Consider the following 26,138-nt stretch of genomic DNA (forward strand, 5'->3'; position numbering starts at 1 on the left):
TTTCATTGTCTCAACCAGTTGATGGCTGCTTTTACTATTTCATCCTGCATCAATTCCTGAAAGGACTCTTGACCGTGGATGGGGCTATTGGGGTAGATGGTCTCTGGGAAACAAACCTTCGACGCATCGGCAATACGAGCGGTAGAAATAAGGAAATAAGTCTTGTTGTCGTTGAAAACAAATCCATTGGTGGCATTCGCTAGACCCGCTGTAGGCGCTCCCATAAGTACGGTGTTGGTGCGTTTGCTGAAAACTGCCGCAGTTATCTCACCTGAACTGGCAGTGCCTGGCCCTATCAGTACGGCTACTTTCGCAGCTGGAAGTTGGACCATTTTGTCTTTGATAATCGCCTGCACTTGACCATCTATCAAAAAATCACCATTTTTAAACGATGCCTCGTCACTAGCTTCCCCATTTTTACTGATATAATAACTGACGACCCCCTCACTAAAAAATGGAGCCAAGCCTGCTAACATAGGTCGAATATTCCCGCCGCTATTCAGACGTAGGTCTATCATCCATCCTTTGGGGCGTTGTTTGTGGAGTTTGGCCACTTCGTCATACAACCAGTTGGCATACCAGTCAATCTGCTTTTGCCCTTTTGCCCCCATAAAGGGTACTACAAAATAGGCAAACCCATCAATCATTCGGGGGGCAATCTGCGGCCCGCGTTTCCATGCTGCTTTGAGCGAATCCGAATACCTTTCAACCAGTGCTGCATTGTCTAGCCTAAACGAGTTATCCTCATGGTAGAAAGCCGCGTGCATGTCACCTAGTGATTCAAAAACTACTTTCAGCGCCTCGAAGGCTTCTGCCTTTGTTTTGGCTTTTGCTCGTACTTCAGCTTCTTTTTCCTTCCAATTGACACGATTGGCATACAAGGCGTTGTTTTTCAATACGATCAGGCAGGTATCAAGGTACGTTTGCACCGAGTCAGGCATCTGGGCTTTCCCTTGGTAGGCAAGGACAGTCAGCAATAATACCGTCATCAAGCAGTTATATTTGCTTCGCATACCAGCCGATTAAATGGTCTTTTTAAATCTAAATTTGCCAGATAGGCTTTTGCTCGAAGGTTTTTGGCAATACCCAAAACTAAACAGTGTGACCGTAAACTCCCCCTCAAAATACTCTCCTTTTCTGTTCGGAACCGCTTTCATGTTTAGAGCTCCAGGTGAAAAATAGAGTTCTGGGTCTTTACCGCTACAGTCTTTGGGGCGCATTACAATCATGCCACCTTTTCCCTCACTTTGTGTCAACTCAATGACCGCAGCCCCTGGCGTACCGTGAAGATTGTATTTAAACCCTCCCACGCTTCCGTCATAGGTATATAAAGAAAGATTATAACCATTAGGAAAGTGAGCGACAAGCTGCGAACCAACTAGCTGTATAAATTCGCCCGAAAAATCAAGCGCTGACATTTCACTCCCGTTTTCACTTATTATAAAATACCCCTCTGGATAAATAACCACGGGCTGAATTATCTGCATTTGCTGCACGGTATTTCCGAGGTTATCTTTTCCAAGATCTCCATTGAGTGTAACATTTATATAAACCCGCTCAATCTTATCTACTTTTGCAGGGGCTTCATAAACGATGGATGCTGCACCAGAGTTAACCATCAACTTGCCCTTTTTAGGGCTGTAATCCCAGCTTGCTTTCTTTATGACATGACCATAACCTACATCAGGCAACTGAATCTGACTGTAATCCTCATCATATTTATCTTGAAGAGTAGCTTTCAATTCGATGGCGATTTCCTCTCCCTGATCAAGACTTATTTCCCCGTTCAGAAGTTTGTTATCTGAGTACAAATCATATTGTGAATAAAAAGTCCAATCGCTGAAGTGCGACGTTTGTACCGTCAACGTTTTATTTTGACGGTTGCCTTTGGTTTTATTGGCCCAATAAAAATTCCCATCCTTATCTTGGTAAGCCAAAAACAACATATCGGGATTGGTACCCTCCATCGAGATTTTATCGTAATGATAGGTAAGAGTAACAGGTTTTTTGAAGTCCACATTCTCGGGCAACAACCTAAAAGACTTGCTCCTAGATTTGAGGACATTTTCAACTTCTTGTACGCTAAAAGTCGTGGCTACATCGACAGCACCCGCAGGAACCTCAATCGTCATGGTACCGTCTGTACTGGTCAGTATGCCACCCTCTTTACCTATCTGTGCCGTGGCAGTTTCACCGATAGGCTTGCCATGTGGCAGCTGCAAAGGAGGACTAGGCGTGTCTGGATTTTGGGAATTGATGTTGTTTCTCTCGCACGAAAAACAAATAAACAGTGCACACAAAACACTGAAAGAGAAGAAGAAAGCACGCCATAAGCTGGGCTTTCGGGGAGTTGTTTTCTTGGATTTCATACCTATTTTTTTTGTACAAAATTATGCCCATTGCCACTCAGCAGCAATGGGCATATCCCCTCAAATTCATAGGTAGTAATGCTTATAATTAGGCACTTATGTGCTCAATAGCAAAGCGAAGTAGGCTATTTTTGCCGCTGAGATCCAATTTTTTGGCAATATTCATTCGGTGGTTGGAAACCGTCTTTTCACTGATAAACAACTCTTCGGCTATTTCTTTGGTGGACTTATACTGCGCCACTTTTTCCAAAATATTCATTTCGGAAGGCGTGAGCGATTCGAGTCGAAAAGAGACATCGTTTCGGTTTCGGTTTTTGTGTTTCAACAAAAAAGACGACATTTCTGGACTGATGTACGATTGATAACGGTTGACGGCAGCAATGGCATTGATGATGTCCACCACTGCATTTTCCTTTAATACATAGCCCGACACCCCTATTTCCAATGCCTTCAAAAAGCCATCCCTTGCTTTGTGCATGGTAAGCAAAATAATAGCGACCCCAGGTTTCTTGGCCAGAATCTGCTCCGCTACTTGCAATCCATTAGCCCCAGGCATGTCTATATCTAAGATAGCCATGTCAATATCATAAATCAGGGCCAAACGAATAGCCTCTGTGCCATTATCTGCTTTACAAACCACCTCCAATTGGGGTTTGTCCTCGATCACTTCCTGCAACCCTTTCAGAAAAATCGGGTGATCGTCAGCTATCAGAATTTTGATTTTTTCATTGTCCATAAGAAGTATCAGTTAGCAGTGGAATGACAAATTCAAACAGCGTTCCTTTGGGCTGCTTGGTGGTCACGGTCATTTTTCCTTCTAAAATTTGTAAGCGCTCTTTCATCCCTTTTAGTCCGAAGCCTGCGTGATTGAGATTATCATTAAAACCGACCCCATCATCGCTAATCATAATTTTAACTTCGCCGCTTTGGCGTTTGATATGAACATATACCTGGGAGGCATTCGCATGTTTGACGATGTTGTTGACACATTCTTGAATAATTCTGTAAATGTTAATCTGTGCATCGTTATCAAAAAGCGAATCAACATTGTCTAAATAAATTTCGTAGTCTATCTGCGCAGCGTCAAGCGTCTCTTCAACCAGACTATTTATAGAACTACTAAGTCCCAGCAAATCAAGCTGATAAGGTCTCAACCCGTATGAAATATCCCTCACTTCCTGTATTGCCTCAGCGACATTCTGCGACAATGCCTCGCCCGACAAGTGAATAGAAGCAGCTGCCCCTGGCTGCGCCGCTCGTAGTATTTTATTCTTAATCAGAATCAGTTTTTGCCCCAGTCCATCGTGCAGTTCGGAGGCGATTCTTTTTCGTTCAGCTTCCTGCATACTTATCAGTTCCCGAGCAAAACGGGTCGTTTGGCGATAGGCTTCTTGCTGCAAGCGCTCCTTTTCTTTTTTGTAAAAATTGAATTTGTCGGCAAGCGCAAAAGAAAGAATGACCGCCTCTATGGCTGCGCCTATAAAGAGAGAGGAGTCTGTCCAGTAGCTTTCCTCCAGCCAACCTTTCATTTTTAATTCAAACACCACACTCATCAGTACCAACGCTCCAAAGCCAATGATGTAGAAAATTGCGGGCGCAAAGCCCTTGCTATACACCCAAATACCCGCAATAAGCCAGTAGATAAAGAGGATAAAAATAAAAATAGCGGCCAAAAGGATTGCCATTTTATAACTCTCAACGGCATAAAACACCAGCGGTAGCAGGCAGATAGCAATCAAAGGCCATCGGATTTTGTAAATGAAAGGGGCGTAGGTTTGGGTCTGTAAAAATGAGTTGGTAAACAAAATACTAAAGAAAGAAATAACAGGGAGTATCGTGGTTGTATTCAACACATCAAGCCAAGGCAGAAACAATTGTACATGACCAGCCACTAAATTGGTATGTAAAATCGCCGTAGATATATACCCAATGTAGTAGAGATAGACTTTTTCTCGCAAAGAAAAATAAACAAACAAATTGTACAACAACAAAGCGACTGCTACCGCCGTAAAAAAGCCATCTCCGTAAGAAATACGGATATTGTCTTCATACAATTTCTGCATTGTATTCAAACTCATAGAGGTCCGAATCAGCGTTTTACTGGTGGCCCGAACGTAGATTTTCAATTTTTCGCCAGAAGCCACAGGAATCGGAAAAACGAGGTTATTTGAAAACACGGGTCTCGACCGAAAATCGCCATCACCGCTTAGCTTTAGTGCCTGAAAAGCGCCCGTTTTATGTTGCTGATAGACAGTCAGGTGGTGCATAAAACCTCCCTTAATTTCAAGATACCAATCGGCGGTCTTGCTTTTATTTATTACATCAAATCGGTACCAAATTGCTTTTGAAAAATTCCCAAGAAAATCGGGGACTTTGTCTCTTGATTTGATAAACCCTTCTTTTTCAACCTGTTTGACTGTAAAAGAAGCACTAGGATCTTCTAGGTACGAAGGATACGAGATGTCATATTTTTGAATGGTATCCGACAACGTAATCACCTGCGCAGCAATGCGCAGGCTACTTACCAAAAACAATAGAAATAAAGCGGATATTCTCATAGTTTCAAATATAACAAGTATTGTAGCTAGGAGTGATTAATTTGCCAGTTTCGTGGCAATTTCTTCCATCATCGCTGCAATCTTTTCCAACACAGGCCCTCCGAGTTCAGCACCCGCATTGACACCAATAAAAAAGCTAACGTCCGTTTTTGGATTATAGAGTAAGAGCGTTCTTCCCCCAAAGCTACTACCAGCATAGCCGTACATTTTAGAGCCATTTTTCTCATAAAATTCTAATCCTAAACCATATACATCTGCATAGTCATTTCCAGCATATTCCTTTTTCATCTCCGAAAAAGATTGGGCGTTGAGTAACTTACCATGCGAAAGACCATGAATAAAATCTACAAAATCTTTGGGTGTTGCAAAAATGCTATTGCTTCCTGATTCGTTGCGAAATTGCACATACGACAAATCCGTAAAGTCGATTAGCCTACCCGCCCCTTCTACGTCAGCATACAAACGTGGTGTATCTTTTACCAAGTTAGTAGGTAATTCTTTATAGAAAGTATCCGAAAGTTCGAGTGGATTATAAATGTATTTAAGAAAGGATATTTCGTGCCTCTGATTGGTGATGTGGTCGATAATGAGCGACAAAATAAGGTAATTGGTATTGGAATAATACACATCTGTTCCTGGCTCAAAAAATCGTCTCTTACCTGCCTCCAAGTAATCGCCCACCTCGTAGGTACGGGCGGGGTTTTCCACGTAACCCTCAACATACTCAGAATTATGCCAATAGTCTTCAATGCCAGAACTATGATTCAGCAGCATTCGGATGGTTATTTTGTTCGCATCAGGAATTTTGGAGAGCAAATTGGCTGGTAAGCAAGTATTGATTTTTTGATCAAGCGAGATTTTTCCAAGTTCAGCGAGCTTTAAAATAGCGGTGGCGGTGTACATTTTAGTGATACTGTAGCCAGGCCATACTAGGCAAGGTCTCATGGGTTTCCCCGAGTCTTTGTTCAGTACTCCACTGTTGTACTGCCAATATTTATCTCCTTTCCGTGCCAGAAATGTAATCCCTGGAAGTTGATTGGACGTATAAGAATCAATAATAGTTTTCACTGCCGAAGCAGGAATGATTCCCTCATTAATCGCATTTTCCGCTAGGCATGTCGTAGTCGGATTAGGATCTACATTGTTGTTTTTGCAACCAGTAAACATCAAAACTGGTAGGATAATCATCAAATAGCGTTTCATATTTGTATTGCTGTAAAAATTATGAGCGCAAAATTACTTGATGCCAAAACCCTAAAACATAGGCAGAAATAGTCAATTTCATAGGTAATATTGCCCAAATAGCTGACTGCCGCTACTGGTTTTACTTTAAATCTGTAGTCAAAATAAATTTTTACACAAAAAATACCGTTCGGTATTTTTTATCCATTATATTTGCATCATCATGAATGAGACACTATCCAAAGCAGAAAGGACTAGACAATTTATTATTGAAAAAACGGCTCCTATTTTCAATGAAAAAGGGTACGCTGGGACATCCATCAATGACCTTACCCAAGCGACAGGTCTAACGAAGGGTAGCATTTATGGAAATTTTGAAAATAAAGATGAGGTTGCGCTGGCTGTTTTTGATTATAACCATACGAAAGTCAATGACTATATCAAAGAAAAATTGATGGCAACCGAAAATTCCATTGAACGATTACTTGTTTATCCAGCTATATACCGTAATTATTTAAAAATACCTTTTTTACGGGCTGGTTGTCCTATTTTGAATACCGCAACTGAAGCAGACGACACTCATCCCCTTTTGAAAGAAAAAGTTACCAATGCCCTTTCTTTTTGGAAAGTATCGGTAGAAAATCAGGTTAAGCGAGGAATAAACCGAGGTGAAATAAAACCAGACACCGACCCTACAGAAATTGCGGTTATTCTTATATCACTGATTGAAGGGGCATTTATGCAAGCGAAAGTAACTGATAGTTTAACAGAACTTAAGATTGCGATGAATTTTTTAGAAAAAATAATAGTGAGTTTGAAAGATTAATTTTTTTAGCCAAACGAGTAGCCTCACTGGATTTATCATAACACTTTCTGACCAAAAAGATGAAAAAAATAGGGCTTTTAGGCGGTATCAGTTGGACTTCAACGCTGGATTATTACCGATTTATCAATGAAGAAACCAATAAAAGATTAGGCCATCTAAATTTTGCTGAATGTATTATTTACTCGGTCAATTTCGAAAATTTCAGCACATACAATGCTGATTATAACTGGGAGGGCACATTTCAGTTATTGTCAAACGCTGCATCAAGATTAAAAGACGCGGGTGCTGAAGTTATCCTACTTGGTGCAAATACTGCCCATATTGTTGCCGAACGAGTTGCCCAAAAAGTGGGCTTACCACTTATCGACATCAGAGTAGCCACTGCCAATGCCATTCATAAAAGACAGTTAAAGAAAGTCGGCTTGCTGGGTACGGTTTACACCATGGAATTGGATTTCTACAAAAAGAAACTTTCCGAGGAAGGATTGGAAATAATCATACCTGCTACCAAGGCAGAAATAGATTTCATTGAAGAAACCCTTCTGCACGAATTGGGCAAGGGTATTCTTCTTCAACGTACAAAACAAGAATACATCTCCATCATAAACAGGCTTATTGAACAAGGTGCAGAAGGTATCATATTAGGTTGTACCGAAATTCCCTTACTCATTTCTCAAGAAGACATTTCTGTCCCTGTTTTCAACTCTACCCTGATTCATGCACAGGCAGCCGTTGAGTTTGCTTTAACAACCACCTAGCTTGGTTTATCGGATAAAACAAAGCCCAAGTAATCTATGAACAGCAAGGCTATTTTCATCGTTGGAGCTGGCGCCATTGGAAAAGCACTGGCCGCTTTTTTAAAAAGTGAGGGCAAAGAAGTTGTTTTACTTCGCGGACATCTCGACGACCATTCGGCTTACACTGAGCAAATTGAAGTTGTATTAAAAAACAGCGAAGTGATAAAAGCAGAAGTCCCCGTAAGCACAATAAGCAATTACTCAGAACTGAATGGCCTTGTGGTTTTAACCAATAAGTCGTACGGAAATGCGGCTATTGCTCAAAGGCTGAAGGCAAAAATCAATGCTACTCCAATCGTAATTTTACAGAATGGGCTAAATGTGGAAAAACCATTTATCGAACATAAATTTCCACAAATCTACCGCTGTGTTCTTTTTGCAACATCCCAGCTTCTGTCAGAAAACAAATTACAGTTCATGCCAGTTTCAGATTCTTCGGTGGGCATTATTTCTGGAAACACCGAGGGGTTACTTAGCATAGTTAATGAAATAAATACGCAGCATTTCAAGTTTAAAACGGAGCCGAATATATACGCTAAGATATGGTCAAAAACCATTGTTAATTGTGTCTTTAATTCCGTTTGCCCACTATTGGAAATTGACAATGGGATTTTCTATCGTAACTCAGAGGCATTAAGTATAGCTAAGAGAGTAATAAACGAATGTATTGCGGTGGCAGCCACCCAAGGCATCTTATTGAGTTCCGAAGAGGTCATAAATAGCCTCTTGCTAATCAGCCAACATTCTGACGGCCAGTTGATTTCTACTTACCAAGACATCATTAACAAACGGGCAACGGAGATTGACACATTAAACGTCGCCATTGCTACTATTGCCGATAACTTACAAGAAAAGAGACTGGCCAAGGAAACAAGTCTTTTGGGCGAATTGATACAAATTAAGTCTCAAATAGCGTTGTCTTCTCTGTCTTCTTAAACTGCACCCAAAAAACAATATAGCCCTCTAAACGGCAGACTATCTTGTTGGCTTCACCGTATTCGATGCTACAAAAAAAATGAAGCTACCAGCAATGCCAGTAGCTTCAACGAGTACAACAAAACCACAGTCAATAGGGCATGCCCTCTGTGGTCTCGTTGTAACTTTTCTATTTGGTTTTTAAGCTTCTACCAAGAATTCATCGTGTTGGCTAATATCCAACCCAACTTTCTCGTCTTCTTCTGATACACGAAGTGGCTCGATGAAGTCTGTAATCATTAAAATAACGTACGACATTACAAAAGCGAATACCGACACCAACACAAGGGCAATCATGTGGTTTTTGAAAAGGGTAAATGTGCCGTATGCCAACCCTTCGTCAACTACCGCTCCGTTTACACCTTTTGAAGCAAAGATACCCGTCATGATCATACCCATCATACCACCTACACCGTGGCAAGGGAATACGTCAAGCGTATCATCCAAAGTAGTTTTTGTACGAAGGTGTGCCAAGTAGTTTGATACCATTGATGAAATTGTACCGATAAAAATCGACTGAGGAATCGTAACGAATCCACATGCTGGTGTAATAGCAACCAAACCTACAACGGCTCCAATTGAGAACCCAAGAGCTGATGGCTTTTTGCCTTTTGCTGTATCGAACAATACCCACGCCAAACCTGCTGCGGCAGCTGCGGTGTTGGTAGCAGCCAATGCTGAAACTGCCAATGGACCTGCACCTACTGCCGAACCTGCGTTAAATCCAAACCATCCGAACCACAACAAACCTGTTCCTAACAATACGTATGGGATATTGGCTGGTGGCAAAAAGTTTGCTTCTTCGTGTGAACGACGACGCTTCAAGTACAACGCACCCGCCAACGCTGCCCAACCTGCCGACATGTGTACTACAGTACCACCAGCAAAGTCAAGTACACCAAGCTTAAACAAGAAACCTTCTGGGTGCCATGTCCAGTGTGCCAAAGGAGCATATACGAAAATGCTGAACAACACCATGAACAAAATATACGAACGGAATTTGATACGCTCTGCCAGCGAACCTGTAACAAGTGCAGGCGTGATTACCGCAAATTTCAATTGGAAGAAAGCAAACAATGCCAATGGAATAGTAGGAGCCAATGACCAAGGCTTTCCGTCTAATACACCATTGAACATGAAGAATGTCATAGGGTTTCCTACCCAGCCACCGATTGAATCACCGAAAGCCAAACTAAAACCAACTACAACCCAAACGATACTGATTACGCCCATTGCAATAAAGCTCTGAAGCATTGTTGAGATAACGTTTTTGTGGTTTACCATACCTCCGTAGAAATAGGCCAAGCCAGGTGTCATCAACAATACGAACGCCGTAGCAACAAGCATCCAGGCCATATCGCCTGAATTTAACCCTTCGGTTACAATTTGGGTTGGGATAGCTGGCATTAAGACTCCTAAGAGGCTAACTACCAGCAAAATCACGAGTGGGATTAAATTTTTCATAGATTTACTTGACTGGTTTTGGTTGTACTTTTATAATTATCAAGGATTTTAAGTGGAGGCGTTGAAGGCTCCACTTAAAACTAGGAATCAATTATTAGAACTTGTAAATGAGTGCGAGACCAAGCGTTGACTGTGAATTTTTAGTGAAAGCACCTTTTGAATCTTCAAATTGCTGCTGTCCGCTTTCGCCAGCACCTGTCAATTTTTTGTATGAATCCATGCGGAACTCAGGCTTGATCAACAAGTGACCATCAGCAACGGTAAAGTTTCCAGTAAGAGTCAATGAATTTACCGATGTTCCATTTCCAAGGCGGTTGAGGAGCGCACGAGCACCTGCCGTGTTATCGAAGTATTCGTAACGCGCACCAATGCTGAACAAATCAGAAGCGGCGTAGCTCAAGTAACCCGCTGCACCACCCCAAGGTGTTGACTCTGTCAAGACAGCGCCACCTTGGTAAGAACCTTTTTGTGAACCAAATGCTGCGTTTGCACCAATCAAAAGCTTATCAGTTGCTTGAAGTGTCGATACAAAATCAAATACGCGATAGTGAGCATCTGGCGTATTTCCTTGGTCATCAGTGCTTGCTTCGTTGCTGTTAATGAAGTTAAGATATACATTCCATCCTTTAGCAGGATTCAAAAACAACTGTGACACAAGCCCTTTTTTACGGTTGTTATCGTTTAAGTTATCTACGTTGTTTACCAAACCAAGCATCAAAGACACTTTGTCAGAGAAAGCGTACGTACCTTTCACCCCAACGTGGTAGAATGGACCGTTGTTGAAAAGGTTTGACAATGAATAGTTGAAGTTTACTGGAGCATCAATTACTTCATAACCGATGTGGGTACCAAACTGACCCGCCGTGAGCGTCAATTTGCTAGATGCTTTCCAGTTAAAATAAGCTTGTTTGATGGCCAATGCTGTACTTCCTGAACCAAGTGGCCCGAGCAAGTTTCCGTAGTTTCCAAGGTCAGCATTTGGACCGAAAGTCAAGTCAACAACTACATCTGACTTTTCGTTGCTGTATTGCATTTTTGTTTGTACCAAACCCAACGAAATTTGCCCCGACTTCTGATCAAACACGCGGGCATAGTACGCACCCAAGTTTGAACGTGAAGCTGGTTTGTTGAAATTGGCACTATAGTAAGAATCGATATATCCCGAAAATGTAAACGACCCTTTCTTCTCTTCTTCTCCTTCCGTTTTAGCTTCGGTCTTAGCTTCTACTTTAGCTTCGGTCTTAGTTTCTGTTTTAGCGTCTGACTTTTTCTCCTCAATTCCCTTAGGAAAAGCCAAAAACGTCGAAAACAAACATAAAACAAGTAATTGTAGCTTTTGCATAATATTATTTTGTTTAAGGTGGGCAATACGTGGTTTTGTTTTCCGATACAAACATGGAGCTATTTTTGTAAACATCCAAATTTTTAGTATAAATTTTGAGTATTTATTAGTAAAAAACTGCAAAATTTTGATTTTTAAGTTTATTTACGTTGAATAATTTAAGATTATATCGAAATTATTATATTTTTTATTTTATTCTGTTTTTAAGCATTTTATCAAAATATTATTTCTAAACACCCAGCGACTAAAATCAACAAAACATTCAAATAATTATATTTTATTCATACTAAACCCATAAGAGATAGATATACCAAAACACAAAAAAGCCCAGCTACCGAAGTAACTGGGCTCTGAAAGGCGTTAAAACGCTCGAAAACTAGAGGTTTTTCTTCTTCAATTCATCTACTGCAAACTTAGAAGCACGTGCCGTGAAAGCCATATAAGTCAATGAAGGGTTCACGCAAGAAGCCGAAGTCATAAATGCCCCGTCGGTCATAAAGACGTTTTTGCAATCGTGCAATTGGTTATTTTTGTTCAACACCGACGTCTTTGGATCTTTACCCATGCGCGCCGTTCCCATTTCGTGGATACCGATACCGAGGTTTTTGCTGGTATCATCGTACGAACGAACGTTTTTAAGTCCTGCCGCTTCGAGCATTTCTGCGGCATCGTTGGCCATGTCTTTACGCATCTTACGTTCGTTTTCGCCGTAAGCAGCATCGAACACGACAATTGGCATTCCCCATTTGTCTTTTTTGGTTGGGTGTAATGTAAAGCGGTTGTTTTCGTTTGGCAATACCTCTCCAAAACCACCAATACCCATCGACCAACCGCCGACTTTGCTCAAATCGTCTTTGAACGAAGCACCGAAGCCTTCCATACCTACGCCACGTCCCCAACCGCTACGGCTTGCACCACCTTGGTAACCAAATCCGCGTAAGTAGTCGCGCTTGTCGTTCCCCCAGTTGCGATAGCGAGGAATATAGACTCCGTTTGGACGACGTCCGAAGTAGTATTGGTCTTGGAAACCATCAAACTCGCCCGAAGCACCTACCCCAAGGTGGTGATCCATGATGTTGCGGCCTACCTGATCGCTGTCGTTGCCCAAACCGTTGGGGAAACGGCTCGATTTTGAGTTAAGCAAAATAGACGCCGACGGAATCGCCGAAGCGTTCAAAAAGATAATTTTTGCGTAGTATTCTTTTACTTCGAGGGTATTTTGGTCGATGGTACGAACGCCCGTAGCACGGCCTTTTTTCTCGTCATAAATTACTTCCGATACAATCTTATTGTTAACCAACGTCAAACGCTTGGTTTTCATCGCCGCTGGCAACGTCGCCGACTGCGTACTGAAATAAGCTCCAAACGGACAGCCACGCATACACATGTTGCGGTACTGGCAAGCGGCGCGTCCAAGGGCCGTATGCCAGCTTTGTGGTTTTGAAAGGTGAGCTACCCGTCCGATGGTAATCGTACGGCCCATTTTCTTCATCACTTCCGACTTCACGTGTTTTTCGAGACAGTTAAGCTCCATGGCTGGCAAAAATTGCCCATCAGGTAGTACCGACAGGCCGTCTTTTGAACCGCTGATTCCTGCAAAACGCTCGGCGTAGTCATACCAAGGTGCAATTTCTTTGTAACGTACTGGCCAATCCACTCCGATACCTTCTTTTCCGTTAGCCATGAAATCTTCTTCGTTGAAACGGTAGCTTTGACGTCCCCACAACAACGAACGACCTCCCGTGTGGTAGGCACGGATCCAGTCAAACGGGCGGGTTTCGAGGTACGGGTTTTTGCTATCATTTTCAAACAAGTAGCGGTGTTCTTCGTTGGCCGTATAGCCCGTACGCATTCCTGCCCAATATTCTTCGGCAGCCATGTTATCGGGGCGGCCACGGTGAGCAAACTCCCACGGCGCTTTCATGGCCGTTTCGTACCCTTCAACGTGCTTGATGTCGCGACCGCGCTCAATACAAAGCACGCGCAAGCCACGCTCAGTTAATTCTTTGGCAGCCCAGCCACCACTTATTCCTGATCCTACGACGATGGCGTCGTAAGTCATTTCTTTTTGTGCATCTATATTCAAATACATTGGACTCTTGAATTGAAATTTGGAGAATGTGAAAATTAAAGCGCGTAGGCTTTTTGGCCTGGTTTGAGCGGAATACACGCATCATAACGCCCAGGAATAGGCACATATTCAAGGGCTTGAGTCGCACCTTGTTCGGATGTGAAGTAGCCAAATAGCGTTAATTCTTTCAACAAACGCCAGAACGGTGTTCCTTTGAGTTTTTTAGAACTTACCACTTCTTTGTCCACGTTATCACCGACCTTTACTTGCTGAACGTTGGCGCTCTTCATCAATTCAATCGTATCTTTTTCGACTTGCTTCAAAATCGCGACTTGTTCGGCCGACGAGGTGTCCAAAAATTTCTTTCCGTGCGCTTTGGTTGCTCTTTCGTCAAGGTCTGCCAAGCCGTCCAAAAAGTTTTGTTGCTCTTGCGGTTTGTAGCAATCCGCCAACATCATTTCAATAAAAGGCCCTACGCCTGCTTCTTTGGCGCCTGGTGTGCTTGTTTTAGGAATAATGTGCTCTGCGATTTCAGCAACGAGGGTTTTCTGCGCACTCGTTAGGCTAAAAGCAGCGCCTACCACCTGTTTAGCGGAGGATCCTTCGCCAAAAGCCATCAACGAAGGCGCCGAAAGAGTTCCTCCCATGAGAAGGGCCACCCGCGCGATTGCGTCTCTGCGATTCATCATAGTTTTTAAGGTTAGTTGTTACACGTTTAATTATTGGGCAGGTGTAAAATTACATACGAAATGTACAATTTTTACGCATTACAAACGGTTTTTTCTCCAAACCCATATACATCTACGGTATTAAAGTTTTGAATTTGAGCGCATTTACTTGATTTGCTGCTATCTACGGCTTTTTAATGCAGTTAAAAAAAATCCTTTTTTTTCTTTTGGTAATACGCAATAAGCACCCTCCAATCCTTCTGACGATTTCCCTTTCATCCATTTTATCTTTTGTTTTATGGCTTCCCAACCTTTTACTTTCGCTTTCGCACTAATTGTTGGTTTGACTTTGAGCTTTTCACTCTTCGCCCAACACCAGCCTATTGCCTCAGGGGTATATGTATGGAAAGACCTGCCTGTATCGAAAAAGGCTTCCGTAGAACAACGTCAAATTTTAGAAGGAACAACGCCTGCTTTCAAACACCTCAAAGTTCATGCAACAACCCTTAAACCTCAACAAGCGCCCCACCCTAGCCACAAACACAGCGACGAAGAACTTGTGATTGTAAAAGAAGGAGAACTGACGGTGACGATTGAGGGAAAAACCGAGACGCTCGAAGCGGGTAGCATTGCGCTCATTATGCCTGACGATGAACATGGATTTGAAAACAAAACCAATGCCCCTGTCACCTATTATATCATGCGCTACGAGGCCGTAGAAGGAGCAGATTTGGAGCGTGGCAAAAAGGCGGGAGGTTCGTTTGTGGTTCATTGGAACCAAGTAGAGTTTAAGCCACATGATAAAGGAGGGCGTCGTAATTTTTTTGACCGAGCTACTGCCCACGCCAAGCGTTTTGAAATGCACGTGACGACACTCAACGAGGGTTTGATGAGTCATCCGCCGCATACCCACAAAGCTGCCGAGATATTACTACTCACTCACCAACAAGCGGAAGAAAGTATTGATGGAAAATGGCTTAGTTCGGACGTAGGTGACATTATTTTTTTACAATCAAACGTCCCTCACGCCTTACGAAATACCAGCAAAGGCAGCTGCACTTACTTTGCTTTTCAATTTGAGTAACAAATGGCATTTTTTCCCCGCAGAACACGCAGATTTAAAAGCGCTGACTTTCACAGAAAATCGGCGCTTTGTGACCCCGTCTGCGTTCATCTGCGGGCAAACTTTACAAACGAAGTTGCGTTAACGCTTCTGCTGTTTAAGGAAATCGGCGACATCCACCAAAGGTGCTACCCAAATGTCTTTTTCGTGTTGTTTGAGGAAATGTACTAATTCGCGGTGCGCCGCCAACGAAACATCCAGCGAATGCTCCCCTCCTACGCCGTGAAACACAAAAATCAGGAGCGTATTGGTTTGCATTGCCTTTTTTACCAAAGAGGTCATTTTCTCCCCTGAGTCGTTGTTGACAATATACCCATCGGTGTAGTATAAATCAATCTGATCTACTGGGTGCATTTCACCCCGTACGCCACGCGCCGCCATCAATTCCCCCTTGAGGCCATCCATAAAAAACTGCGTTCCCACTTTGGCATCGCCGCAAGTATAGGCAAACGTCCGACTTTTTTTGCCGTCAATGGCTTCTAAAAGTACATTAGTCACTTTGATTTCTTCGGTGATGCGTTTGAGGGTGTATTTACTCAAATCATTTTCGGGATTAACCCACTGACGGCCAGGCAAGGACGCATCACAGGGATGAAACAGGGTGTGATTTCCAAGTTCGTGGCCGCGTTGAGCCGCCTTTCGCCAGTCTTGAAGGCGCTGGGTAAAACCTGGAAAAGAGCCTGAAATGTAAAATGTTCCTTTAAACCCCGCCGAATCTAAAGCAGGAATGGCATTGTTGAGGTGGACGTTTAGAGCATCATCGTAGGTAAGTACGACGGCGCATTTTTTGCCATTCCAAGGTTGTTGAGCAAAACTCGCAAGTGATACGCCTAAAAAAAGACAAAGTAAGCGGATAGAATTCATGATTGTTAGTGATGAGTTATGAGAGTTAAGTGATGAGGAGGACGGTGCAAAGGGAGTGTGGAGGGTTTCTCAAAACCCGATTGTGCAAAGGGTTTCTCAAAACCCGCTTCGTCGCATCGTGAAGACTTAGTAAGTTTCAAAAACTTACTAAGTCTAGTTAGCGTTTTGCAGGTTCATCCGTTCGGAAGGGTGACGCAGGAAGTCCTTCTTTGTTATAAAAATTGACATTTTCGGGGTTATCGGCCCACGCATACCGCACGTACAAAGGTGCAGAAATAGTGTCGTTCCAAACGACAATTTCGTTTTTTCCTTCAATGCGTGCTTGCGCCCACACAAACTTTTTATCGGCTCCTGCTATGGAAAACCAACGCAGTTCTTCATCGTCTTTGGAAATAATACCACTGCCTACTTGGTCAAAACGTAGTCGAATTTTACCGTTTTCTGGCGTGACTGAACTTAAAATCGGCCCCGAATGCACCACATTTTGGTCGCCGTAGGCTAGTTTTTGGGCAGCCAATGATAAACGATACCCAATGTCTTTTTTGTTCAACGGATGAATATCATTCCACTCACCGAGGTCAATCGTAACGGCCAAAGCGGTATTGGGAACAGATAATAGGTTCAACTGTCCTTCACGTAACACCGCCCATTGACTTTCGGATGGCAAATAATCGACCTCCATAAAATTGGCCAATTGTACCCCAAAGAAAGGCAAATCACCCAGTCCCCAGTGGCTACGCCAATCCTGCACCAAGGCAGGAAGTAAGTCACGATAAGGCTCGGGATTTCCCGTATTAGACTCCCCTTGATACCACAAAAAGCCCTTGGCGGCGGTAGATACCAGCGGCGCTATCATGGCATTAAACAAGGCAGAAGGCTGATTTTGAGCCGAAAAATTCATTCCATTTTCCTTTACAGGAGAGAAAACTTCGCCCACTTTACACCACCAATCCCCCTTGATATCAACTACTTGGCCATTTGCAGTCAATGAATAGTTTTTATCAGGAACAAATCCACCTTTCCCCGACTGATTAACCACGCGCACGACAATGGTATTTTTACCTTCTTTCAACACCCCCGCAGCAATTTCGTAACGACGAGGAGGGTATTGATAGGTAATGTTTCCTACTTGTTTGCCATTGATATAGGCAATATCCGCGTCCACGATTCGCCCCAAAAACAGTTTAGCAGGCACGCCCGTCATGGAGGCAGGGACGTCGATTTCTTTACGGTACCATACCACGCCATTGAGGTCTTTGATGCCTTGGTCTTCCCAGTAGCCAGGCACGTTCATGCGCCGCCATCCTTTCGGAACGTAGTCTGCTGAATACCAAGGGACAGCTTCGCTCATGCCTTTGTCTTGCGATTTTCGGGGGGTATTGGCCACTGCCATTTGTTTCAGCAACGACTTTATGTAAAGACTGTCTTTATTTTTCTGTAAAGTGGCCGTCAACTCTGGAAACTTCTCCAATCCTTCCTCGCCAATCCACGCTTCGATGGGTGTGCCGCCTACGCTAGAGTTTATTAAACCAATCGGAATGTGGTATTTTTCGTATAAATTTCTTGCAAAAAAATACGCAACGGCCGAAAACTGAAGCACATCTTTTGGATTAGCCACTTTCCAGCTTCCCGACGGAAAATCGTCCCGTTTTTTTTGCAAATCAGTCAAAGTAGCTACAAAAAACAATCGAATTTCGGGGTAATTGGCCGACGCAATATCTTCGGGATATTTTTCTTTTACGCGTTCCATCGGTATCACCATGTTCGACTGCCCCGCACAAATCCAAACGTCACCAAAAAGTACATTGCTGACTTTCACTTCATTTTTTCCCCGAAAAAGCAAATCGAACGGCCCTCCTGCGGGTTGAGCTGGCAGCTTAATTTCCCATTTGCCCGTGGCGTCGGCTTGGGTTTTGTACTGTTTATTTTTAAACAAAAGGCTTACTTTTTCTTGGGGAGAAGCCCAGCCCCACAGCCGCAGTGGTTGCTCACGTTGAAGCACCATGCCGTCGCTAATGAGGCGCGGCAAACGAAGTTGAGCCACACACAGGGCATGGCTCAACAGCAAAATTCCAAGGACGATTTTTAGTATCCTCATGGTTTGAATAGTACGATGGCCTCTCGCAAGTGGATGACTTTCCAAAGGCCGTTAACGATAGGTTAAAGAAACGAAAGTAAGTTTATTTGTAAGGCTCAATTGTCTGAATAGAGCCATCCGAATTGTGCTTTAATTCAGTGACTTTGATGTTGCGCAGGTGTGTTTTTCCCGTAAGTTGTACGTCGTGATAAAACAAGTACCACTTCCCTTTAAACTCCACAATCGAATGGTGATTCGTCCAGCCTTGCACGGGTTTTAGAACAATTCCTTTGTACGTAAAAGGGCCATAAGGCGTATCCCCAACGGCATACGCAATGTTGTGCGTGTCGCCCGTCGAATACGAAAAGTAGTATTTACCGTTGTACTTGTGTACCCAAGCTGCCTCAAAAAAACGTTTCTCTTTATCGTCTTCCATGAGTAGTTTGCCACTTTCGTCCAAAATTTTCACTTCTTTCACCTCCTCGGCAAAGCTTTTCATATCAGCCGACAATTTAGCCATCCGTGGTAATAAAGCGGTTTCTCCTTTTTTGGGATAATCCGTTTTTCCCAAATACGTATTTCCTTTCCAACGTTGCAGTTGTCCACCCCAAATTCCGCCAAAATAGAGGTAATAGTTCCCGTCAGTGTCCTTAAAAACCGACGGATCGATGCTATAACTTCCTTTGATTGGTTCTTTTTCGGCTACAAAAGGCCCTTCTGGTTTTTTGCTCGTCGCTACACCGATACGAAAAACATCTTCTTTGTCTTTGGCAGGAAAATAAAGGTAATACGTCCCGTTTTTAAACTCCGCATCGGGCGCCCAAAGCTGACGACTCACCCAAGGAACGTCTTTGATGTCAAGCGCCACGCCGTGGTCTGTCACCTTGCCGTCGATGGCATCCATGGAAAAAACGTGGTAGTCTTTCATGTCAAAATGCCCACCATCGTCGTCACGTTTGGTGTCAGATTCAATATCGTGCGACGGGTAAATGTAAATTTTACCGTTAAAAACGTGAGCCGAAGGGTCAGCCGTAAACAAATGAGACACCAACGGTTGCGAAATTGGCGTTTTTTTCTGCGCTTGTCCTGTCAAAGCTCCTGCCAAAAGCAGCGAAATTCCAACGTACTTGAGTTGCATTATTTATAGTAAAAGGGTTAGTTGTCAATCAGTTTTAATAGCTCGTTCAGGGTATCAGGTGAGCTTGGGCGTGGCGCGTCGGGCGCAATGATTTTACCATTTTTATCAATAATCACGTAGCGAGGAATACTCGTCACCATCAATTTACGCAACATAGCCGCGTTATCAGCGGGTTTTACGTGGCCATTTTCACCCTGGAGCTGCAGTTGTTCCAATGCTTTTTTCCAAGCCTCTTCTTTTTCATCAATGGAAGCATAAAGAAACACGATTTTCTTTTTTTGCTTGTCGGTCAACTTCTCTTGCATGGCTTTGGAATGAGGAAATTCGGCACGGCACGGTCCGCACCAACTCGCCCAAAAATCAAGATAAACGACCTTTCCTTTAAAATCTGACAAACGAAACGTTTTTCCTTCGGCATTTTGCATGATAAGTTCGTCTTCCTTCCCTGCCTTCGAAGCTACCTCGGCTGGTTTCTTTTCCTCTTTGCGGGTAAGCACCTCGTTACATTTCTCGGTTGCCAAACGCGCGTATTTTTCCGATTGAGGCGTAATTTTCAACAAATCCAACGTACTTACTACGGCATCTTTGGGGGTATTGGCGCAGGTTTCGCGCATGAGTCGGCACAAATAATAGGGCAATGCCTGCGAACCCGCAAGGTATTTTTTGGCAAAAGCCGCTTTGTCGTTCATGGCCGCCCCCATGTCGGAGTATTTATTAAAGGCATGGTCACGCGAGTTGAAATAGGTCACAAAAACCACCAAAAAATCACGGTACGACGCCGTCAGGAAGGCTTCTTCGTTCGCAATTTTTTTAGGGTCCAACGCTTCGGTCATAACGGCGGGCAACGACGACATTTTCAAGTTTTTGGTATCGGCATTGCTCCGTGCCACGGCGTGGTTAAGCACCCAATACCAATAATTCCAACGAATGGTGTTTTCGACGTAGCGTTTGAACGGATCCGAAAGCTTGGCCGCATCAGGGTAGTTTTTCAGGAAATCTTGTTGCTTACGGCGTTGGTTGAAAAGGTCAATTTCTCGTACGTCAATGTTCTGAGAAAAAAGCAATTCGGACTGTTTTTTAGTATCAAAATCTGCCGCAAATTTCTGTTGAAACTCATTCCAAAATGACTTGTGAGCAGCGTCATTCCAAAGCGCGTTGTATGCCTCCAACACCGAAGCAGGCGCTCCTTCTTTAAAAATATCCAACGAATCTTTGGCCGCAACGGCTACCGTGGCCTGCGCCAAAAGCGTTTGTGCCCATAGTAGCAAAACCGATAGTAATAATCCAATTCTCATGAGATGGTCAATGGTTGTAAAAGTGACTTTACCCACCTAAACGCATTTTTCGTACCAGAAGTGCAGAAACGCCTAAAAACCAATCGAATTACCACCGTCCACGGGCAAAGATACCCCCGTCACGTACTTGGCTGCGTCCGACGATAGATACACTGCCGCCCAGCCAATGTCTTCGGGTTTGCCAAAATAACCCATTGGGGTACGGTCGAGGGCTTTGTTCATGCGGTCGGGATCGCTGCTCATGGCAGTTTTCATCATGGCCGTTTCGATAAAGCCAGGCGCAATGGCATTGACACGAACGTTGAACTTCGAAAATTCGGAGGTAAGCACCTGTACCATTCCCTCCACCCCCGATTTGGAAGCACCATACGCCACCACGCGGTCGATGCCGTAATAGGCCGCCATGGATGAAATCATCAAAATAGAACCGCTTTGGCGTGCTACCATGCGCTTGGCACAAGCCCGCGTGAGGGAAAAAACCGCACTTAGATTGGTATGAATGATTCGGTGGAAATCTTCGTCTGAAACCTCCAGTGCTGGTTTTTTCATGTTGATACCTGCGTTGTTGACCAACACATCAATGGGGCCAATCGTGGTTTCGATGTGTTCTACTAGCGCCTCTAATTGCGACAAATCGGTAACGTCGTTTACCACATAATGCGCTTTCTCACCCAACTCTGCCACGGCTTCTTGAAGTGGGGTTTCGCGGCGGCCAGTTATTACGACGGTTCCTCCTGCGACAATCATACATTTTGCGATGGCGTTGCCAATGCCACTACCACCGCCAGTAATGAGGGCGATTTTGCCCTCTAATGAAAAAATCGGGTTCATTTATTTGGTAATTTTTTGGATTCGGTTTGACATCTGTGGGATAAAAATTTCAAGAACAAAACCTTTATCGTAAATGATAAATCTCCGTCAGCTTTTTGACGTCATCTAAGGTTCGGGTAGGAGGTACAAGCGGCTTTGGAATCGGTAGTTTTGAAAATTCGCCGAAGTACAACACACAAGCATCTCGCCACCACAACGCCTCTTTTTCTTGGATTTTCAAACGCCCTTTCACGTCCTCAAACGTCTCTTTATCAACGTCTGACTTCACACTCTCCCAAGCCGATTGCAGCTTCCCGACTTGCCCAACCCCATCATAATAACGGTGACAAAGTTCGTCCCAAAGAGTACGTCCAGTGCTTAGTTTTTGGGTCCAAGATACGTGATGAAACCAAAGCAAATAGTCGAGCGGACATTTTTCAGGATTCCCCCAAAGTTGCTGAACTTCGGGGCTATACAACTGAAGCGCATTGCTCACTTTGCCCGTTCTGTCAAAGCCCAAACCCATCGAATCGGCACGGTGATAATAAATGGAAGTCCAGTCGGGGCGGGCGGCTTTGGTAAGCCACGGTTCGGGTCCGTAGTGGTGCCCCTCTCCCATCATGTGCGACGTTCCCAACGGGTAAGTATAACTCACGTATATCGGGTGCGACTTGAGCATAATGTCCGTAATTTTTTGCACCGACTGCGGCTTTTGGGTCAACGTCATGCGCGTCCATTCTGTCGCAATTTGTTCCGACGACAGTGTGTAATCCCACGCCAAGCGACCAAATGCGTACCAATTGCTTTGATTAAACGGATGACCGCACCAGTTGGCGTCCGAACCTGTGTTGGCTACCCCAGCCATGAGCGAAAGTGAGTGATTTTCAGCACTCCCATCCACAATTTTTGCAACTGTCGTGCCTTTTCCTTTCACGTAAGTATCCGTATCCAAACATTCTTTGAACATGGGTGCGAGGTAGGTCAAGTGCGTTGACTGTCCCAAATACTCTTGCGTAATCTGAAACTCCATGCCTAAGGTTGTTTTTGGGAAAGCCCCAAACATCGGGTGAAACGGCTCGCGAGGCATAAAATCAATCGGACCGTTTTTGACTTGGACAATCACTTTGGGGTCAAATGTGCCATCCAAAGGCTTAAATTGGGCATAACCTTCTTTAAAACGGTCGCCTTTGGGGTCAGCATTATAGACAAACGCCCTCCAAATTACAATTCCGCTAAACGGTCGCATGGCTTCGGCCAGCATATTGGCCCCGTCGGCGTGGGTACGCCCGTAGTCCTGCGGCCCTGGCTCGCCTTCAGAATTGGCTTTGACCAAATACCCCCCAAAATCAGGGATATAGCGGTGAATTTCTTTGGTTTTCTCGTTCCACCACTTGCGCACTTCGGGGTCGAGGGGGTCAGAAGTTTTAAGCCCTCCCAAGGTACGAGGCGAACGGAAGTTGACCGAAATAAATACTTTGATACCATAGGGGCGAAGTACGTCCGCAACGGCTTTGATTTTTTCGAGGTATTCTTCGGTCAAAAAGCGTGAACTTGCATTGACGTTGTTAATAGAGGTCGCATTGATGCCCAACGAAGCATTGGCGCGGGCATAGGTAATGTAACGAGGGTCAATCCGAAACGGGAGTTCAGTCCACTTCCACATCGACGAGCCTGCATAGCCCCGTTCGACGGTTCCGTTGGCATTGTCCCAGTGATTCAGCATCCGTAATTTGATTTTTGGGCTGCTTTTCATCGAAAGATTTGTCAATGATTTCCCCGTTTGCAGGTGACGAAGTAACTCAAACGCACCGTACAATACCCCCGCTTCTGATTTAGACGAAATGACGATATTTCCTTTTTCCGAAAACAACTCAAAGCCATCCTGAGGCAAAGTGGAAGGGGAATTGGGGGCAACATTCAAGATAATTCCGCCCGATTTGGTAGCGGTTTGCAGAAGAGCAGGTGCTTTTCCCAACAAACCTTTTAAGCCCATTTCCAACTCCTGTACCGCTACTTTGATGGTCGGGTGCGAAGAATTAGTCGCCACAAACTGCGTCGATTTTAAGTACGTATCACGCTGTTGGGCATCGGCCAAAAGGTCATATTTGAGCCAAAGGCGAGAGCCATCATCGGCAAAGGCACATACCGAAGATAGCAGGAAAAATAGAAACAAATATTTTTTCATAAGTAAACAGTTACCTAGTTTTTACCCGCAGAATACCGCAGATTAAAAAACGCTGATTTTCGCAGATTAAAACAAAATCAACGTTTCTCTGCGGCTTTCAATCGGCGTAAATCAGCGGGGAATGGTTAACAATACACTAAACCTGAAAGTAATTTAAAGCATAAGCCCTTTTTCAATGGCCATTTCTAAGCCTCTCAACTCGGCCAATCCTTTGAGGCGGCCAATCGCCGAATACCCAGGATAGGACTTATGTTTGCCTGTTTTATTCAAATCATCCAGTATCTGATGGCCGTGGTCGGGACGCATCGGAATCTGGGCATCCTCTAAGCCTGCTTCGCTTCTTTTTTTACTTTCCAACACAAACGCTTTCACCACTTCATACATATCCACGTCGCCCGTAAGGTGGTTAGCTTCGTGAAAAATCAATTGATTATCAGGCGATTTCTCTCGCTTTGTAGCTCGTAAATGAACAAAATGAATTCGGTTTCCAAAACGCTCGGCGATTCCTGCCAGGTCGTTGTCGGCACGCACTCCCAACGAGCCTGTGCAAAAAGTAATCCCATTGGCACGCACATCGCAAGCTGCCATCAATTGTTCCAAATCGCTTTCGGTGCTCACTACACGCGGCAAGCCCAGCAGCGGCATCGGTGGGTCATCGGGGTGAATACACAGATTGACACCAACTTCCTGCGCTACGGGAGCGACTTGCTGAATAAAATAGTAGAGATTCTGACGTAACTCTTTGTCACCTATGTGTTTATAATTGTTTAACAGCCCTTGAAAAGTAGCCAACTCAAAAGCCTCGTTCGAGCCTGGCAAGCCTAACAACACCGTATTTTGCAAGGTAGCGACTTCTTCGAGACTCATTTGCGCAAATTTAGCGCGGGCTTTGGCCTGAATTTCTTCTGAATAATCGGCTTCGGCGTTGGGTCGTTTTAAAATACATAAATCAAAAGCCGCAAAATCTTCCCACACAAAACGCAACGCCAGTGAGCCATTGGGCATTTGATAATTCAAATTGGTGCGCGACCAATCGAGCACGGGCATAAAGTTATAACAGACCGTTTTGATACCACAAGCGGCCAAATTACGCACCGAAATTTTGTAGTTTTCGATGTATTTTTCGCGGCTGGGGAGTCCTTTTTTGATGTCTTCGTGGACGGGTAAACTTTCTACAACATCCCACGTAAGGCGGGTATAACGATGATTATCTGCTTCAATGAGTTGAATGCGTTGTTTGATTTCTTCCACACTCCACACTTCCCCAACGGAGATTTGGTGAAGCGCCGACACTACGCCCGTACACCCTGCCTGACGAATATCCATCAACGAAACGGGGTCGTTGGGGCCAAACCAACGCATAGTTTGAATAAATGCCATAAGTATTGTATTTGCTTGGGTCAGACGATAGTCAGACTCGAAAGATTACTTTGTTGTGGTCTGACTGCCGTCTGACCATGGTTTATTCACTTTTATATTTTTCAAATAACTGAGCGACGTTGGCCGCTTTGTAATCGCCAGCATGGACCAAAACGCGGTAACGCAACGCTAACTTATCGCCTTTTTTTAAGACCGTAGCTTTATCGTCTTGCGGCCAATACATGGGCGTTGGAGAAAAGAAACCATAGTCACGCGTAAACCAAGGCGATGGATACCAAGGATTAGAAGGATGCTGCATAATAGTCATTCCTTCTACTTTATCGCCACGTTTGCCATAGCAATCAATCCACGGTGATTTCACGCCAAATGTCCCCTTTTCTCCCGTGTTTCCTTCGGCGTTCACCATCGTTCCACCATTGATAACAGCCAAATCGGGATCCATTCGCCCACTAAAAAGCGAGTGATTGGTTTTCAAAATTGTCACATCCATCAGCATTTCCATCGTCACGTCGAAATCAATTTGGTATAGCTCCTTTGAGGGTGCTGTGATGGTAATTGTACGAAAATCTTTTACGGGCGCATTGGCGTTGGGACGACGCCAAATGCACTCATTTTCAATCACAACTTTTTCTCCACCCGACTGCACAATATCAGTACGGAGCGCAATGATTTGCCCTTTTTCCAAACCTTCTTGCCAATAATTACCCTCATTGACTCGGTCGCACCCAAAAAACAAAGAGCTATGGTGCGGATAGTTCCCATTTCGCATCGACGTTACACTGGCATTTGAAGGGCCATTGACGGGGAAGAAAAAAGGATATTTTTCATCCTGCGAAAAAATGTAACTCGTGAAAAAGTTATTATTAATCGTAATGTCAATCTTCGAATTATACTTCGTAGCAGTAATTTTTGTTTGAGAAATCGCTACGCTACTCGCCAACATAAATGCTGCTATAAACTGGTAGAAATGGGGACTTTTCATTTTCATCGCGTAAACCTGTAAGGTTTTTGAAA

The 26,138-nt window shown here is 44.0% G+C and carries 21 protein-coding genes; 4 read left to right on the plus strand and 17 right to left on the minus strand.

Annotated features, from left to right (window positions below):
• Positions 1-2: 2 nt before the first annotated feature.
• The 5 genes from DTQ70_RS15395 to DTQ70_RS15415 form a co-directional block, all read right to left on the minus strand.
• Complete coding sequence (locus tag DTQ70_RS15395; RefSeq protein WP_122931630.1) at positions 3-1,013, minus strand: S41 family peptidase; 1,011 nt, start codon at positions 1,011-1,013, stop codon at positions 3-5.
• A 9-nt stretch (positions 1,014-1,022) separates the two neighbouring features.
• Positions 1,023-2,369, minus strand: a complete 1,347-nt coding sequence (locus tag DTQ70_RS15400) for a hypothetical protein (RefSeq protein WP_122931631.1) — start codon at positions 2,367-2,369, stop codon at positions 1,023-1,025.
• An 88-nt stretch (positions 2,370-2,457) separates the two neighbouring features.
• On the minus strand, positions 2,458-3,105 hold the full coding sequence (locus DTQ70_RS15405) for a response regulator transcription factor (protein ID WP_122931632.1): 648 nt from the start codon (positions 3,103-3,105) through the stop codon (positions 2,458-2,460).
• Positions 3,095-4,927, minus strand: a complete 1,833-nt coding sequence (locus DTQ70_RS15410; protein WP_122931633.1) for a 7TM diverse intracellular signaling domain-containing protein — start codon at positions 4,925-4,927, stop codon at positions 3,095-3,097. Before DTQ70_RS15410 ends, DTQ70_RS15405 begins: the two co-directional genes overlap by 11 nt.
• Before the next feature lie 36 nt (positions 4,928-4,963).
• Complete coding sequence (locus DTQ70_RS15415) at positions 4,964-6,130, minus strand: serine hydrolase (protein ID WP_122931634.1); 1,167 nt, start codon at positions 6,128-6,130, stop codon at positions 4,964-4,966.
• A 202-nt stretch (positions 6,131-6,332) separates the two neighbouring features.
• Here DTQ70_RS15415 and DTQ70_RS15420 point away from each other — a divergent pair, with 202 nt between their 5' ends.
• Genes DTQ70_RS15420 through DTQ70_RS15430 form a run of 3 tightly spaced genes read left to right on the plus strand, consistent with a single transcriptional unit; the run spans position 6,333 to position 8,668 of the window.
• Positions 6,333-6,935 (plus strand): TetR/AcrR family transcriptional regulator, encoded by a 603-nt coding sequence (locus DTQ70_RS15420; protein ID WP_122931635.1) that lies wholly within the window; start codon positions 6,333-6,335, stop codon positions 6,933-6,935.
• 59 nt (positions 6,936-6,994) lie between these two features.
• Complete coding sequence (locus DTQ70_RS15425) at positions 6,995-7,693, plus strand: aspartate/glutamate racemase family protein (RefSeq protein WP_122931636.1); 699 nt, start codon at positions 6,995-6,997, stop codon at positions 7,691-7,693.
• 36 nt (positions 7,694-7,729) lie between these two features.
• Positions 7,730-8,668 carry a ketopantoate reductase family protein gene (locus DTQ70_RS15430; protein WP_122931637.1) on the plus strand — a complete coding sequence of 313 codons (939 nt, stop codon included), beginning with the start codon at positions 7,730-7,732 and terminating at the stop codon, positions 8,666-8,668.
• A gap of 180 nt (positions 8,669-8,848) precedes the next feature.
• Here the strand turns inward: DTQ70_RS15430 and DTQ70_RS15435 are convergent, their stop codons facing one another.
• The 4 genes from DTQ70_RS15435 to DTQ70_RS15450 form a co-directional block, all read right to left on the minus strand.
• Complete coding sequence (locus DTQ70_RS15435; protein ID WP_028522737.1) at positions 8,849-10,171, minus strand: ammonium transporter; 1,323 nt, start codon at positions 10,169-10,171, stop codon at positions 8,849-8,851.
• Between the two features lie 94 nt (positions 10,172-10,265).
• On the minus strand, positions 10,266-11,513 hold the full coding sequence (locus tag DTQ70_RS15440) for a porin (RefSeq protein WP_122934427.1): 1,248 nt from the start codon (positions 11,511-11,513) through the stop codon (positions 10,266-10,268).
• 376 nt (positions 11,514-11,889) lie between these two features.
• Positions 11,890-13,605: a GMC oxidoreductase gene (locus DTQ70_RS15445; protein WP_122931638.1), complete on the minus strand. Its 1,716-nt coding sequence runs from the start codon at positions 13,603-13,605 to the stop codon at positions 11,890-11,892.
• A gap of 35 nt (positions 13,606-13,640) precedes the next feature.
• Positions 13,641-14,273: a gluconate 2-dehydrogenase subunit 3 family protein gene (locus DTQ70_RS15450; protein WP_310587994.1), complete on the minus strand. Its 633-nt coding sequence runs from the start codon at positions 14,271-14,273 to the stop codon at positions 13,641-13,643.
• Positions 14,274-14,550: 277 nt separating this feature from the next.
• On the opposite strand from DTQ70_RS15450, the gene DTQ70_RS15455 reads away from it, so the two are divergent.
• Positions 14,551-15,336 (plus strand): cupin domain-containing protein, encoded by a 786-nt coding sequence (locus DTQ70_RS15455; protein WP_122931640.1) that lies wholly within the window; start codon positions 14,551-14,553, stop codon positions 15,334-15,336.
• 120 nt (positions 15,337-15,456) lie between these two features.
• On the opposite strand, the gene DTQ70_RS15460 is transcribed toward DTQ70_RS15455, so the two are convergent.
• From DTQ70_RS15460 to DTQ70_RS15495, 8 genes are all read right to left on the minus strand, one after another.
• On the minus strand, positions 15,457-16,239 hold the full coding sequence (locus tag DTQ70_RS15460) for a polysaccharide deacetylase family protein (RefSeq protein ID WP_122931641.1): 783 nt from the start codon (positions 16,237-16,239) through the stop codon (positions 15,457-15,459).
• 157 nt (positions 16,240-16,396) lie between these two features.
• Positions 16,397-18,337: a sialate O-acetylesterase gene (locus DTQ70_RS15465; RefSeq protein WP_122931642.1), complete on the minus strand. Its 1,941-nt coding sequence runs from the start codon at positions 18,335-18,337 to the stop codon at positions 16,397-16,399.
• A gap of 82 nt (positions 18,338-18,419) precedes the next feature.
• The gene (locus tag DTQ70_RS15470; protein WP_122931643.1) at positions 18,420-19,454 is read right to left on the minus strand and encodes a glycoside hydrolase family 43 protein; all 1,035 of its coding nucleotides are present in this window, start codon (positions 19,452-19,454) and stop codon (positions 18,420-18,422) included.
• Between the two features lie 17 nt (positions 19,455-19,471).
• The gene (locus DTQ70_RS15475) at positions 19,472-20,749 is read right to left on the minus strand and encodes a TlpA disulfide reductase family protein (protein ID WP_122931644.1); all 1,278 of its coding nucleotides are present in this window, start codon (positions 20,747-20,749) and stop codon (positions 19,472-19,474) included.
• 72 nt (positions 20,750-20,821) lie between these two features.
• Positions 20,822-21,580, minus strand: a complete 759-nt coding sequence (locus tag DTQ70_RS15480) for an SDR family NAD(P)-dependent oxidoreductase (protein WP_122931645.1) — start codon at positions 21,578-21,580, stop codon at positions 20,822-20,824.
• A gap of 64 nt (positions 21,581-21,644) precedes the next feature.
• Entirely contained in the window at positions 21,645-23,744 is a 2,100-nt protein-coding gene (locus DTQ70_RS15485; protein WP_122931646.1) for an alpha-glucuronidase family glycosyl hydrolase, read from the minus strand.
• Positions 23,745-23,897: 153 nt separating this feature from the next.
• Positions 23,898-25,124 carry a mannonate dehydratase gene (gene uxuA, locus DTQ70_RS15490; protein ID WP_122931647.1) on the minus strand — a complete coding sequence of 409 codons (1,227 nt, stop codon included), beginning with the start codon at positions 25,122-25,124 and terminating at the stop codon, positions 23,898-23,900.
• Between the two features lie 82 nt (positions 25,125-25,206).
• Positions 25,207-26,106: a PmoA family protein gene (locus tag DTQ70_RS15495; protein ID WP_229599950.1), complete on the minus strand. Its 900-nt coding sequence runs from the start codon at positions 26,104-26,106 to the stop codon at positions 25,207-25,209.
• Between the last annotated feature and the right edge of the window lie 32 nt (positions 26,107-26,138).

The organism is Runella sp. SP2 (assembly GCF_003711225.1).
Classification (GTDB): domain Bacteria; phylum Bacteroidota; class Bacteroidia; order Cytophagales; family Spirosomataceae; genus Runella.

What these genes read in the sequence shown, in the direction of transcription:
- DTQ70_RS15395 (WP_122931630.1), bottom strand. Translation starts at nt 1,013, where the DNA reads ATGCGAAGCAAATATAACTGCTTGATGACGGTATTATTGCTGACTGTC.
- DTQ70_RS15400 (WP_122931631.1), bottom strand. Translation starts at nt 2,369, where the DNA reads ATGAAATCCAAGAAAACAACTCCCCGAAAGCCCAGCTTATGGCGTGCT.
- DTQ70_RS15405 (WP_122931632.1), bottom strand. Translation starts at nt 3,105, where the DNA reads ATGGACAATGAAAAAATCAAAATTCTGATAGCTGACGATCACCCGATT.
- DTQ70_RS15410 (WP_122931633.1), bottom strand. Translation starts at nt 4,927, where the DNA reads ATGAGAATATCCGCTTTATTTCTATTGTTTTTGGTAAGTAGCCTGCGC.
- DTQ70_RS15415 (WP_122931634.1), bottom strand. Translation starts at nt 6,130, where the DNA reads ATGAAACGCTATTTGATGATTATCCTACCAGTTTTGATGTTTACTGGT.
- DTQ70_RS15420 (WP_122931635.1), top strand. Translation starts at nt 6,333, where the DNA reads ATGAATGAGACACTATCCAAAGCAGAAAGGACTAGACAATTTATTATT.
- DTQ70_RS15425 (WP_122931636.1), top strand. Translation starts at nt 6,995, where the DNA reads ATGAAAAAAATAGGGCTTTTAGGCGGTATCAGTTGGACTTCAACGCTG.
- DTQ70_RS15430 (WP_122931637.1), top strand. Translation starts at nt 7,730, where the DNA reads ATGAACAGCAAGGCTATTTTCATCGTTGGAGCTGGCGCCATTGGAAAA.
- DTQ70_RS15435 (WP_028522737.1), bottom strand. Translation starts at nt 10,171, where the DNA reads ATGAAAAATTTAATCCCACTCGTGATTTTGCTGGTAGTTAGCCTCTTA.
- DTQ70_RS15440 (WP_122934427.1), bottom strand. Translation starts at nt 11,513, where the DNA reads ATGCAAAAGCTACAATTACTTGTTTTATGTTTGTTTTCGACGTTTTTG.
- DTQ70_RS15445 (WP_122931638.1), bottom strand. Translation starts at nt 13,605, where the DNA reads ATGTATTTGAATATAGATGCACAAAAAGAAATGACTTACGACGCCATC.
- DTQ70_RS15450 (WP_310587994.1), bottom strand. Translation starts at nt 14,273, where the DNA reads ATGATGAATCGCAGAGACGCAATCGCGCGGGTGGCCCTTCTCATGGGA.
- DTQ70_RS15455 (WP_122931640.1), top strand. Translation starts at nt 14,551, where the DNA reads ATGGCTTCCCAACCTTTTACTTTCGCTTTCGCACTAATTGTTGGTTTG.
- DTQ70_RS15460 (WP_122931641.1), bottom strand. Translation starts at nt 16,239, where the DNA reads ATGAATTCTATCCGCTTACTTTGTCTTTTTTTAGGCGTATCACTTGCG.
- DTQ70_RS15465 (WP_122931642.1), bottom strand. Translation starts at nt 18,337, where the DNA reads ATGAGGATACTAAAAATCGTCCTTGGAATTTTGCTGTTGAGCCATGCC.
- DTQ70_RS15470 (WP_122931643.1), bottom strand. Translation starts at nt 19,454, where the DNA reads ATGCAACTCAAGTACGTTGGAATTTCGCTGCTTTTGGCAGGAGCTTTG.
- DTQ70_RS15475 (WP_122931644.1), bottom strand. Translation starts at nt 20,749, where the DNA reads ATGAGAATTGGATTATTACTATCGGTTTTGCTACTATGGGCACAAACG.
- DTQ70_RS15480 (WP_122931645.1), bottom strand. Translation starts at nt 21,580, where the DNA reads ATGAACCCGATTTTTTCATTAGAGGGCAAAATCGCCCTCATTACTGGC.
- DTQ70_RS15485 (WP_122931646.1), bottom strand. Translation starts at nt 23,744, where the DNA reads ATGAAAAAATATTTGTTTCTATTTTTCCTGCTATCTTCGGTATGTGCC.
- uxuA (WP_122931647.1), bottom strand. Translation starts at nt 25,124, where the DNA reads ATGGCATTTATTCAAACTATGCGTTGGTTTGGCCCCAACGACCCCGTT.
- DTQ70_RS15495 (WP_229599950.1), bottom strand. Translation starts at nt 26,106, where the DNA reads ATGAAAAGTCCCCATTTCTACCAGTTTATAGCAGCATTTATGTTGGCG.